Annotated in this window: 11 protein-coding genes; 5 read left to right on the forward strand and 6 right to left on the reverse strand. The window is 74.1% G+C overall.

Annotated features, from left to right (window positions below):
• Positions 1-875: amidase family protein (locus GVN67_RS24990; RefSeq protein WP_255430435.1), on the reverse strand; the 875-nt coding region annotated here is incomplete at its 3' end.
• Entirely contained in the window at positions 868-2,460 is a 1,593-nt protein-coding gene (locus GVN67_RS24995) for an ABC transporter substrate-binding protein (RefSeq protein ID WP_160000035.1), read from the reverse strand. The genes GVN67_RS24990 and GVN67_RS24995, both read right to left, overlap by 8 nt.
• A gap of 129 nt (positions 2,461-2,589) precedes the next feature.
• On the opposite strand from GVN67_RS24995, the gene GVN67_RS25000 reads away from it, so the two are divergent.
• Both GVN67_RS25000 and GVN67_RS25005 read left to right on the forward strand, forming a co-directional pair.
• A complete protein-coding gene (locus GVN67_RS25000; protein ID WP_160000036.1) occupies positions 2,590-3,498 on the forward strand; it encodes a LysR substrate-binding domain-containing protein in 909 nt (302 codons plus the stop codon).
• Positions 3,495-4,379 (forward strand): galactosyltransferase-related protein, encoded by an 885-nt coding sequence (locus tag GVN67_RS25005; protein ID WP_160000037.1) that lies wholly within the window; start codon positions 3,495-3,497, stop codon positions 4,377-4,379. The genes GVN67_RS25000 and GVN67_RS25005 overlap by 4 nt, the downstream gene beginning before the upstream one ends.
• Positions 4,380-4,476: 97 nt before the next feature.
• Here GVN67_RS25005 and GVN67_RS25010 read toward each other — a convergent pair whose 3' ends face one another.
• From GVN67_RS25010 to GVN67_RS25020, 3 genes are read right to left on the reverse strand one after another with little or no spacing between them, the layout of a single operon-like run.
• Positions 4,477-5,544, reverse strand: coding sequence for a glycosyltransferase (locus tag GVN67_RS25010; RefSeq protein ID WP_160000038.1), 1,068 nt, complete (start codon positions 5,542-5,544; stop codon positions 4,477-4,479).
• Positions 5,541-6,569 (reverse strand): glycosyltransferase family 2 protein, encoded by a 1,029-nt coding sequence (locus tag GVN67_RS25015; RefSeq protein WP_160000039.1) that lies wholly within the window; start codon positions 6,567-6,569, stop codon positions 5,541-5,543. The genes GVN67_RS25010 and GVN67_RS25015 overlap by 4 nt, the downstream gene beginning before the upstream one ends.
• Before the next feature lie 5 nt (positions 6,570-6,574).
• The gene (locus GVN67_RS25020; protein WP_160000040.1) at positions 6,575-7,654 is read right to left on the reverse strand and encodes a glycosyltransferase family 4 protein; all 1,080 of its coding nucleotides are present in this window, start codon (positions 7,652-7,654) and stop codon (positions 6,575-6,577) included.
• Between the two features lie 160 nt (positions 7,655-7,814).
• On the opposite strand from GVN67_RS25020, the gene GVN67_RS25025 reads away from it, so the two are divergent.
• The 3 genes from GVN67_RS25025 to rsgA are packed head-to-tail and all read left to right on the forward strand — an operon-like array spanning position 7,815 to position 10,610.
• On the forward strand, positions 7,815-8,237 hold the full coding sequence (locus tag GVN67_RS25025; RefSeq protein WP_160000041.1) for a CopG family transcriptional regulator: 423 nt from the start codon (positions 7,815-7,817) through the stop codon (positions 8,235-8,237).
• Between the two features lie 31 nt (positions 8,238-8,268).
• On the forward strand, positions 8,269-9,483 hold the full coding sequence (locus GVN67_RS25030) for a PHB depolymerase family esterase (protein WP_160000042.1): 1,215 nt from the start codon (positions 8,269-8,271) through the stop codon (positions 9,481-9,483).
• Between the two features lie 59 nt (positions 9,484-9,542).
• Positions 9,543-10,610, forward strand: coding sequence for a ribosome small subunit-dependent GTPase A (gene rsgA / locus GVN67_RS25035; RefSeq protein ID WP_160000043.1), 1,068 nt, complete (start codon positions 9,543-9,545; stop codon positions 10,608-10,610).
• A gap of 99 nt (positions 10,611-10,709) precedes the next feature.
• Here rsgA and GVN67_RS25040 read toward each other — a convergent pair.
• Positions 10,710-11,897: ABC transporter substrate-binding protein (locus GVN67_RS25040; protein ID WP_160000044.1), on the reverse strand; the 1,188-nt coding region annotated here is incomplete at its 5' end.

Below are 11,897 nucleotides of genomic sequence, written 5' to 3' on the forward strand. Positions count from 1 at the left end.
GGGTGGTCGACCCGGCCCAGCGCCTGCACCCCCGCCTCGAAGGCATCGGCGACGGCCGGGTCGACCACCCCGCGGAAGCCGAGGTCGCGGGAGATGGCGATGCGCAGGCCGGCGACACCCTTTTCGGCCTCGGCGGCGTAATCCACGGCCGGCGCCGGCACGGCGAAGGCATCACGTCCGTCCGGCGCCGCGATCAGCGTCATCAGAAGAGACGTGTCGGCCACGTCGCGGGTCATGCCGCCGAAGACGCCGAGCCAGCCCAGCGGCGCCGGCGCATGCGGCACCAGCCCGTAGCTGGGCTTCAACCCGACCACGCCGCAGAAGCCGGCCGGGATGCGGATCGAGCCGCCGCCATCGCCGCCCGTGGCGATCGGCACCACCCCCGCCGCCACCAGCGCCGCCGAGCCGCCGCTGGACCCGCCCGGGGTCAGCGCCGTGTCATGCGGGTTGCGGGTGACGCCGGTCAGCGGCCCGTGGGTGATGCCCTTCCAGCCATATTCCGGCGTGGTGGTCTTGCAGAAGAAGACGGCGCCGGCCTCGCGCAGCCGGGCGATGCCGGGGGAATCCTCGGCCGCCAGCGGGCGGCTGGCGGTGGTGGCCGAGCCATAGCGGGTCGGCCAGCCGATGACATGGCCGGTGTCCTTGATGGCCACCGGCACGCCGTCCAGCGGCCCCATCGGCCGCCCCTCGCGCCAGCGCTGCGCCGAGGCCTCCGCCATGAGCCGGCCGGTCGCGGCATCGAGCAGGGCGACGGCGTTGAGCTCCGCGGCCGCGTCGAGCCGTTCGAGCGTCTGCTCCAGCACATCGACCGGCGACAGGCGGCCCTTGCGGAAGCCGTCGACCAGCGCGATGGCCGTGGGAGAAACCTCAGCCACGCCGGATGTTCCAGAACGTCGCAAAACCGTCGAGCATGCCGGTCAGGTTGGCGTTGTAGGCCGTCGGCTGCTCCCATTGCCCCAGCGGGTAATAGGGCGCGTCCTGCACCGCCTGGCGCTGGATGTCCTGGCAGATGCCCTGCTGCGACGGCAGGTCGGGGGCGTCGAACCAGGCGCTGCGCAGCTGCTCGATGCGCGGGCTGTCGGGCCAGCCGAACCAGCCGCTCTGCCCCTGGGCACGCAGCACGAAATGCCCGCCGGGGTTCAGCAGGTCGCTCCCGGTGAAGGCGGTGAAGAAGACGCTCCAGCCGCCCTGGTCGACGGTGCCGCGGTTGGAGCGGCGCGGCGTCATGCTGGCCCAGTCGATGCTCTGCAGGTCGACGTTCAGCCCGCATTTCTTCATCTGGTCGGCGCAGACCAGCGCCATGGTGTTGATGCTGGGGAAATCGGCCGGGGCCAGCACCACCACCCGCTCGCCCTTGTAGCCGGCGGCCAGGATTTCCTTCTTGACCTTGTCGTAGTCGCGCGGGCCCTTCAGCACCTCGAGGCCGACATCGCTCGCCATCGGCGTGCCGGGGCAGAAGAAGCCGATGCCGTCATGGAACAGCGAGGGCTCGTCGCCGACGATGCCCTGCATCACCGAGGCCTGGTCCAGCGCGCCCCAGAAGGCGCGGCGGATCGCCGGGTTGTTGAAGGGCGGCTGGGTGTGGTTGGCGCGCATCACGCCGATCCACCCCGTCCGGTCGGTCACCGCGACCTTCAGGTTGCGCCGCGCCCGCAGCGTCTTCAGCAGGTCGAGCGAGGCGAGCTCCCACCAGTCCTGCTCGCCGGTCATCAGGGCGGCGGAAGCGGTCGAGGCGTCCGGGATGGTGGTCCATTCGACGCGGTCGAAATGCGTGACCTTGGGCCCGGCGGTCCAGTCCGGCGTGCCGCCGTCCCGCGGGACATAGCGGTCGAAGCGGGCATAGACGTTGCGCGCGCCCTGCAGCCGCTCGTCGGCCAGGTAGCGATAGGGGCCGCTGCCGACCATCTCGGTGATCGGCTTGGCCGGGTCGCTCTCGGCCAGCCGCGCCGGCATCATGGCGCACATCGGCGCCGCGGTCTTGCCCAGCGCATAGCTCAGCAGGGGGAAGGGCTTCTTCAGCCGGAAGCGGATGGTGCGGTCGTCGGGGGCGGAGAGCTCGTCGGTCGCCTCGGCCAGCGCGGCGCCCAGCGCGTCCTTGCCCATCCAGCGGCGGATCGAGGCGACGCAATCCCGCGCCGTGACCTTCTGGCCGTCATGCCAGAGCAGCCCGTCGCGCAGCGTGATGTCCCACTGCCTGCCGTCGGCGGCGATCACCTGGCCGGCGGCCATCTGCGGCTGCGCGGCGAAACTGCCGTCCAGGCCATAGAGCGTGTCGAAGACCATGTAGCCATGGTTCCGCGTCACGTAGAAGGAGGCGAAGGTCGGGTCCAGCACCGCCAGGTCGACCTGGGGGATGAAGCGCAGCACCGGCGCGGGGGCGGCGCGCACGGCGGGCGCGGCCAGGCCCAGCGGCAGGCTGCCGGCCAGGCTGGTGGCGAGGAGATGGCGGCGGCGGATCATCGGCGAGGCGCTCCATTCGGTGACGGGGCGTGCGGGGGCGTTTGCGCCATTGCAGGGGGTTGCGCGCCGGGGGGCAAGCGATGAAGACTGCGCTGCCCCGCAGTTTTCATCGCCGGGGCAGGAGATGCGATGCAGCGCCGCCTGCCTTCCCTGATGGCGCTGCAGGCCTTCGAGGCCGCGGCCCGCCTGCACAGCTTCGCCGAGGCCGGCCGCGCCTGCTGCCTGACCCCGGGCGCCATCAGCCGCCAGCTACGGCTGCTGGAGGCGGAGCTCGGCACCAGCCTGCTGCGGCGCGAATCCGGCCGGCTGGCGCTGACCGCCGACGGCACCGCCTATCTGAAGGAGATCGCGCCGGCCCTGGCGCGGATCGAGCGGGCGACGGCGCGGGTGGCGCGGCAGGGCGAGGTGGCGTCGCTGCATGTCACCACGCTGCCCGGCTTCGGCGCCTGCTGGCTGATGCCGCGCCATGCCCGCTTCGTCGCCGGCCATCCGAAGATCCGGCTGAACCTCTATACCCGCACCGAGGATGTCGACTTCGCCCGCCACCCCTTCGACGCCGCCATCTATTTCAACAGCGCGCCGCCGCCGGCGCTGGTCGCCGACCCGCTGCTGGTCGAGGAGCAGGTGGCGGTCTGCCACCCGCGGCTGCGCCCGGCCGGGCCGCGGCCCTCGATCCAGGCGCTGGCCCGGCTGCCGCTGATCCTGCACCTGGACCGCCCCGCCGCCTGGGAGGACTGGCTGGCCGACCTCGGCTGCGCCACGCCGGAGCTCCGCCACGGCCCCGGCTTCCAGCACGCGCCGCTGATGGCCGAGGCGGCCAGCGCCGGGCTGGGCCTGGCCCTGCTGCCGCGCTTCCTGGTGGCGGAGGATCTGGCCGCCGGCAGGCTGGTCGCCCCCTTCGCGCATCTGGGCAGCAGCCGCCGCACCTACTGGCTGACCTACCCGGCCGCGCATGGCCAGTCGCGGCCGCTGCAGGCCTTCCGCGCCTGGCTGCTGGCGGAGATGCGCAGCGGCCCTTCCGGCTTCCGCAGCCCGTGACGGGCCGGGCGGCCGGCCGGCCGGAGGGGCCGGATGTCGCGGTGCTGACCCTGGCCAAGGGCCGGCCGGGCCATCTGCGCAACCTGCTGGCGGGCCTGGCCGCCGGCAGGGCCTGGCCGCGCCGCGGCGTGCTGATCGACCTGAACGACACCCCCGCGGCGGTCCCCGCGCTGCCGTTCCCGCTGCGGCACGAGCATGCGCCGGCGGCCGGCCTGCCGCTGGCCGCGGCGCGCAACCGGGCGGCGGCGCTGGCCGGCACGGCGGGGCTGATCTTCCTCGACGTCGACTGCATCCCGGCGCCCGGGCTGGTGGCGCAGCTGGCCGCCGCGCTGCAGCGGCACGATGCGCTGGTCTGCTGCGAGATCCTCTATCTGCCGCCCGGCGCCACCGCGCCGCCGATCCCGCCCGGGCGGCTGGCGGCGCTGGGCCGGCCGCATCCGATGCGGCCCTTTCCCCGTGCCGGGCTGCGGCGCGAGGCGAATGCCGGGCTGTTCTGGTCGCTGGCCTTCGCCATCCGCCGCGCCAGCTTCGAGGCGCTGGGCGGCTTCGACGAAGGCTTCACCGGCTATGGCGCCGAGGACACCGACCTGGCCTTCCGCGCCGCCGCCCGCGGCCTGCCGCTGCTGTTCACCGGCGAGACCCGCGCCTTCCACCAGCACCACCCGGTCTTCGACCCGCCGCTGCAGCATTTCGACGATATCCTGGCCAATGCCGCCCGCTTCGCCGCGCGGCATGGCAGCTGGCCGATGCAGGGCTGGCTGCGCGACTTCGCGGCGCTCGGGCTGATCGACTGGCCGGCGGGCGGCGCGCCGCGCCTGCTGCGCCGGCCGGACCCGGCCGAGCTGGCCGCCGCCGCCTGCGGTCCGGAGCGGCTGTTCTAGGGCGTGATGGCTGGAGGTGGCATCACCGAGAAGCCTTGATCACGCGATCAGGCAAACAGCCAGAGCAGGTTGTCTTCGTTCCTCCGAAGACAACCTGCTAGCCAGCGTCGCCGTAGCGCTGCTCGGCCTGGTCGGCCGTGTCGTCGATGAAGGCTGCCAGCGCCGCGACCGCGTCAGGGGTCCGCAGCCGCGCCAGGGCCGCCGGGTCCAGCGCCGCCGCCTGGCGCAGCAGGTCCGGCCAGGCCGCGGCCGCCGGCCAGGCCGGCAGCACCAGAGCGGCGCCGAGGGCGGCCAGCCGGGCGGCCTTCGCCCCCTGCTCGTCGAAGGGCCGCGGCTCGGGCAGGCAGATGAAGCGCTGTCCCCGCGCCACCACCTCGGCCAGCAGCCCGTCGCCGCAGCCGCCGACGATGATGTCGGCCGCCTGCAGCAGCGCCGCCGGCCGCGCCACCCAGCCGAGCAGCGCCAGATTGTCCGGCAGCGGCCCGGCCCAGGGCGCCGCCGGGCCGATCACCTGCCAGCGGTGGCCAGGGGTCGCGGCGGCGGCGGCGGCGATGGCGGCGGTGGGGGCGGCCTCGCCGCCACGGCCGCGCACCACCAGGATGCGCGGGGCCCCGGGCGGGCGCGGCGCCGGCGGGCCGTCCGGCGCCTCGGCCAGGAAGCCGGCATGGAAGCTGCGCGCCCGCACCCAGCCGGGCAGCGCCGGATCGTCGAGCAGCGCCGGGAAGGGTGCCACCAGCGCCTCGCTGGCCTCGAAGGCGGCCAGGTGAGCAGCGTCGTCGCGCTGGCCGGCCAGGCGGAAATACAGCACCGGCGTGGCGCAGAGCCGGGCCAGCAGCGCCACCTCGACCGAGACATCGACCACCATCAGCGCCGGCCGATGCTCCGCGATCCAGCCGGCCAGCAGCAGGCTGCGCCGGCGCAGCACCCCGGCGCCCGGCGGCGCGTAATGCAGCGCGGCGTCCCCCGCGCGCGCCCCCGGCCGCGGCGGCGGCGGCACCGCCAGGGCGTCGTCGGGCAAGGCGAGCACGGCGCCGCCCTGCTGCTGCTGCTCCGCCGTCAGCGTGCCGATCAGCGTGCAGGGGCGCCGCAGCCGGCCGGCGACCAGCCGCGCCCGCTGCCAATGGCCGACGCCCTGGTGGTGCAGGTAGTAGCCGATCGGCCTCATGCCAGCATCGCCTCCAGCGCCAGCGTCGCCGCGGTGATCTCCTGCTGCGGCGGCGCGGCGCGCGGCAGCAGCGCGGTGACGCGGGCGACGAAGGCGATGTCGTTGCCGCTGGCCGCCGCCGCCGCCTCCAGCGCCTGCAGCCCCAGCGCCTGGGCCAGCGCGGCCGGGTCGCCGCCATGCGCCTGGCGGATCTGCCGGCGCTGCCGCGCCTGGGCGGCCCAGAAGCCGGCGGCGGGCAGCAGATAGGGGCCCTGCGCCTCGGCGGTCAGCCAGCGCTGCATCTCGGCCGCCATGCCGGCCTCGGCGCGGCCCTGGCGGCGGGCGGAGACCGGCAGCCAGACCGCCGGGTCGTGCCGCACCCGGCCGCCGGCGGCCTCGATGGCGGCGACCAGCGCCAGGTCCTCGCCGCTGGGCAGCGGCGGCACCCCGCCCACCGCCGCGAAGACCGCCAGCGTCACCGCCAGGCTGGCGCCCACATGGTCGCCATGCCGCGGCGCCGGGTCATGCGCCACCGGGTCGATGGCATCCGACACCGCCCGCACCGCGCTCCAGTAGCGCTGGATGCGCTGGTTCATCCGGCGGATCGGCGGCGGCAGCGGGTTTTCCTCGGTGTCCTCGGCCAGGATGCGGCCGCCGACGCAATCCGCCCCGGCCGCCACGGCGCCGGCGATGGCGGCCAGCCAGCCCGGCGGCGGCGCCGCATCGGCATCGGTGCTGACCAGCAGCCCGGCGCCGGCCTCGGCCTCGCGCAGCCAGGCCGCGCCCGCCGCCATGGCGGCGCGGCGGGCGGAGCCGGCATGGGCCAGCCCGGGCGGAAATTCCTGCTCGAGGATGCGCAGCCGCAGGTCCGGCAGCGCCGCCGCCGCCTGGCGCGCCGCCGCCGCCGTGCCATCGCGGCAGTTATTGGCCAGCAGCAGCACGCCGAAAGGCGGGGCGCCGCGCTGCGCCGCCAGGCAGGCCAGCAGCCGCGGCATCATCGCCCGCTCGTCGCGGGCCGGCACGCAGACGACCAGCGAGGGCGGCATCGGCGTCAGACCGGGTCCAGCGCCTCGGAGGCAGGCGGCAGCGCCATGTCGCGCAGCAGCCGGCCATAGGCGGCCTCGTAGCCGGCGACCATGCGCTCGGCGTCGCAGAAGGCTTCGGCCCGCTGCCGGCAGGCTTGGCGGGACAGCGCCGTCGCCGCGCGCATCGCCCGGGCCAGGCCGGCGACGTCGCCGGGCGCCGCCAGGCAGCCGCTGCCGGCATCGAGGATATCCGGCAGGGCGCCGCGGGCGAAGCCGGCGACCGGGGTGCCGCAGGCCAGCGCCTCGGCCACCACCAGCCCATAGGGCTCCTCCCAGCAGGGGGTGCAGACCGAGACGGCGGCGCCGGCCACCGCCCGCGACAGCGCCGCATGGTCGAGATGGCCAAGATCGGTGACGCCCTCGCCCAGCCGCGGCAGGATCATCGATCGCCAATAGACCGGGTCGCTGCGCGGCCCGGCGAAATGCAGCGCCATGCCGGCCTGGCGGGCGGCGTCCAGCGCCAGGTGCAGCCCCTTCTCCGGGACGATGCGGCCGAACCAGATGGCATGCGCGCCGGGCGGCGGGCCGGGATGGAAGACGCCGAGGTCGATGCCGTTGCCGACCACCTCCGCCCCCTGCAGCAGCGGCAGCCAGACCTGCTGCAGCGCCGCCGAGACGGCCAGGAAGCGCATCCGCCGGTCATGCCGCTCGGCCACCGCGGTGCCGAGCTCGGCGAAGGGCGGCGTGTGCAGCACGGTCAGCATCGGCGCCGGCAGCACATGCGCCAGCGTCAGCGGCAGGTAGTGCAGCGCATTGTTGTGAATGACGTCGAAGCCGCCGGTGGCGAGCGCGCCGAGGATGCGGATATAGGCGGCGTGCTCGACGAGCGCCACGTCCTCGATGTCGCGCAGGCTGACGGGCGTGCCGGTGGGGGGGCAGAGCGTGACCGGTTGCAGCGCCGGGTCGGAGCCCTCCGCCGCGAACAGCGTCACCGCATGGCCGCGCCGCCGCAGGTGCCGCACCAGCAGATGCGTGTGCATCTCGAGCCCGCCGGCGAAAGGCTCGGCGATCGGGTATTTCAGATGCGCCACGACCGCGATCCGCATGCTGGCCAGCCTTCCCGAGACGGCGTCCCCCGGTGAAGCCCTGGGCGCCTCGGGTAACGGGGCAGCGCGGTGGAAAGTTCCGGTGCTGATCCGACGGGCCTTGTCCGCCCCGCCTAACCCTCCATATACCATCCACACAGATGGTGCAGGGAGGGTCATAATGGTTGGGACGGTCTCGGAGCTGCGGCCCCGCAGCAGCGGCGACAGCGAGAAGATCACCATCAACCTGGGCTATGTCGATCTCGGCCATATCGACCTGCTGGTGCAGGACGGCTTCTACGCCAACCGCACCGACTTCATCCGCACCGCCATCCGCAACCAGGTCGAGCGCCATGCCGAGGCGGCGCAGAAGGCGGTGGCGCGGCGCAGCCTGGAGCTGGGCCTGCGGCATTTCAGCCGGGCCCTGCTGGAGGAGGTGCGGGCGGCGGGCGAGATGCTCGACATCCGCGTGCTCGGCCTGGCCAGCATCGACCCGGCGGTCTCGGTCGAGCTGGCCCGGGCCACCATCCGCAGCATTTCCGTGCTGGGCGCGCTGCAGGCCAGCGCAGCCGTCAAGGCCGGCCTCGCCGACCGCCTTCGCTGACGCCCAAACCCCCCGACCGAAAGCAGGACGCATGACCTTCCCCCGCCGCCAGACCATGGCCGACGCGCTGCGCCTGACCCGCTCCGGCCAGCTGCAGCAGGCGACCGCGCTGCTGCAGGGCCTGTTCCAGCCCGCCGCCCCGGAAGCAGCGACCCCCCCCGCATCCGTTGCCGCATCCCTGGCCGCATCCCCAGGCAAGCAGGGGGCGGCCGGCCGCGTCATCGACCTGACCCTGCAGCGGCAGGGCGGGGCCACGGTCTGGGCGATGCCGCGGGCGCGGCCCGGCGCCACCGGCCCTGACCTGCCGCCAGGGGCCGAGTTCCGTGCGCTGACCTATGACGGGCCGCAGGGCAGCCGGCACTACCGCCTCTATGTCCCGGCGCGAAAGCTCCCGGGGGCGCCTGGCGGGGCGCCGGGTGGGGCGCCGGCGCCGCTGCTGGTCATGCTGCATGGCTGCACCCAGACGCCGGAGGATTTCGCCGCCGGCACCGCGATGAACGCCCTGGCCGAGGCGGCCGGCTGCTTCGTCGCCTATCCGGCCCAGCCGGGCTCGGCCAATCCGCAGAAATGCTGGAACTGGTTCAATGCCGGCGACCAGCAGCGCGACCGGGGCGAGCCGGCGCTGATCGCCGGCATCACCCGCCAGGTGATGCGCGACCATGCCATCGACCCGGGGCGGGTCTATGTCGCCGGGCTGTCGGCGGGCGGCGCGGCGGCGGCCATCCTCGGCATCGCCTATCCGGAGCTCTATGCCGCGATCGGCGTGCATTCCGGCCTGGCCTGCGGCGCGGCGCGCGACATGCCATCGGCCTTCGCGGCGATGCGCCAGGGGGGGATGCAGCAGGGTGGGCCGGCCAGCGCCTGTGCCGGCTCCGGCTCCGGCTCCGGCTCCGGCCGCGCGGCCGGGGCGCCGCGCCTGCCGCGCGCCATCGTCTTCCATGCCGACCAGGACGGCACCGTGCATCCGCGCAACGGCGAGCAGGTGCTGGCCCAGTTCGGCGCCGGCCCGGCGCTCGAGGTCGAGCTCGAGGAGGGCCAGGTGCCCGGTGGCCACCGCTACCGCGTCAGCCGGCATCGCGACGCCGGCGGCGCCACGGTGCTGGAGCACTGGCTGGTGCGCGGCGGCGGCCATGCCTGGTCGGGCGGGCAGCCCGCCGGCTCCTACACCGATCCGCGTGGCCCGGACGCCTCGCGCGCCATGCTGCGCTTCTTCCTGGACCATCCGCGGGCAGAGGGGGCGGCGTAAGCCATCGGTTTGCCGCCCCCGCGGTGCTAGACTGCCCCCCGCAGGAGAGAGAGACGCCTTTGATCGAACAGTATGGCTGGTCCGATGCGCTGCGGCAGGCCTTCGCGCCGCATGCGCGCGCCGGCCACATCCCCGGGCGCATCGTCATCCAGCAGCGCGAGGTGCCGCTGGTGGTGACGGAGGCCGGCAACCTGAACGCCCGGCTGTCCGGACGGCTGCGCCACGAGGCGCGCGAGGCGGGCTATCCGACCGCAGGCGACTGGGTGGCGCTGTCGGCAACGCCCGGCGAGGCCAAGGCGGTGATCCATGCCGTGCTGCCGCGCCGCACCGCCTTCGTCCGCCGCGCCGCCGACAGCGTGCAGACGCTGCAGGTGATCGCCGCCAATATCGACGTGGTCTTCGTCGTCACCTCGATGAATGCCGATCTCAACCCGCGCCGGCTGGAGCGCTTCCTGGCGGCGGCCTGGCAGAGCGGCGCGCGGCCGGTGGTGGTGCTGACCAAGGCCGATCTGAGCGAGCAGCCCGAGAGCCAGGCCGCCGGCATCGCGGCGCTCGCCGCCGGCTGCCCGGTGGTGGTGGTCTCGGTGCGCGAGGGGCGCGGCCTGGACGCGCTGAAGGCGCATATCCTGCCGGGCGAGACCTGCGTGCTGATCGGCTCCTCCGGCGTCGGCAAGTCGACCCTGGTCAACGCCCTGCTGGGCGAGGAGCGCATGGCCACCCAGGACATCCGCGCGGCCGATGCCAAGGGGCGGCACACCACCAGCTATCGCCAGCTGGTGCTGCTGCCGGAGGGCGGACTGATCCTCGACACGCCGGGCATCCGCGAGGTCGGCCTGATCGACGCGGATGAAGGCCTCAGCACGGTGTTCGACGATATCGAGGCGCTCGCGCTGCGCTGCCGCTTCCGCGATTGCGGGCATGGCAAGGAGCCGGGCTGCGCGGTGCGTGGCGCGCTGGAGGCGGGGCTGCTCGATGCCGGCCGCTGGGCCAGCTTCCAGAAGCTGAACCAGGAGCTGGCGGCGCTGGCGGTGACCAAGGACCGGGTGGCGCAGGAGGTCGCGCGCCGCCGCTCGGCCTCGACGCAGAAGGCCTACCGGTCGAACAAGAAGAACCTGCGGGACCTCTGACCACCGGTCGAGGCCCCGCGTTGCCGGCCGTCAGCGCGGGCCCTTACGTCCACACCAGCGGACAGGTGGCTTTACGTCCGCACCAGCGGACAGGTGGCTTTACGTCCGCACCAGCGGACAGGCACTCAGCCGCAGCGGCTTGACCGTGTCGTCGGGGTCCATGACCGAGACCAGCTTGCAGTAATCCCATTCCTGCCGGCTTTCGGCCGGCGTCTTGACCTGCAGCAGATAGGCGGCCAGCACCGCGCGGCCATCCTGGCGGATCGTGCCGGCGCCGAAGGCATCGTCCTGCGTCGGCATCCGCTTCATCTGCGCCACCACCGCGGCGCCGCTCTCCTTGGCGCGGGCCACGCCCATCGCGGCGACCGCCTTCAGATAGTGCAGCGTGACGGCGTAGCAGCCCGCATGCACCATGCCGGGATAGGCGCCGCCCATCACCGGCAGCACCCGCCGGGTGAAGGCGCGGGTCTGGTCGTTGGTGTCCCAGTAGAAGCTGTTGGTGAACAGCAAATGCTGCATGACCGGCAGCCCGGCCGCCTTGATGTCGCTGAGGAACATCACCAGCGCCGCCACCTTCATCCGGCGGGTGATGCCGAATTCCTGCGCCTGCTTGATGCAGTTCGGCAGGTCGTTGCCGCCGAGCGCCAGGCCGATCACCTCCGCCCCGCTGGCGCGCGCCGTCTGCAGGGTCGCCGAGAAGTCGGACGTGCCCAGCGGCACCCGCGCGCCGCCCATGACGCTGCCGCCGGCCTCCTGCACGAAGGCGGTGGTCTCGGCCTGCAGCGAATGGCCGAAGGCGTTGTCGGTGGAGATGAAGTACCACTTCTTGCCGCCGCCCTTCACCGTCTCCGCCGCCACGGCCTTGGACAGCATGTAGCCGTCATAGGTCCAGTTGATGGTGTTGGGCGTGCAGAGCGCGTTGGTGAATTCCGTCGCGGTGACGGCGACGCCGAGGCAGACCTTGTCCTTGTCCCGCGACGTGGTCGAGGCGGCCAGGCCCACCGCCGAGTTCGGCCCGGCGATCAGCATGTCGACGCCCTGCTGGTCGAACCAGGACCGCGCCAGGGTGGCGCCGACATCGGCCTTGTTCTGGTGGTCGCCGAACAGCACCTCGACATTCAGCCCGGCATTCGTGGCCATGAACTCGCTGGCCGCCTGGCGGGCGCAGGCGACGCCGCCCGGCCCCAGCAGATCGGTGTAGATGCCGGAGAAATCGGCGAGCACGCCGATGCGGATCCGCGGCGCCTGCGCCCGCCAGGCGGCCAGCGAGTTCATGGCCACGAATGC

This window comes from Roseomonas sp. 18066, assembly GCF_902706185.1.
Taxonomy (GTDB): domain Bacteria; phylum Pseudomonadota; class Alphaproteobacteria; order Acetobacterales; family Acetobacteraceae; genus Pseudoroseomonas.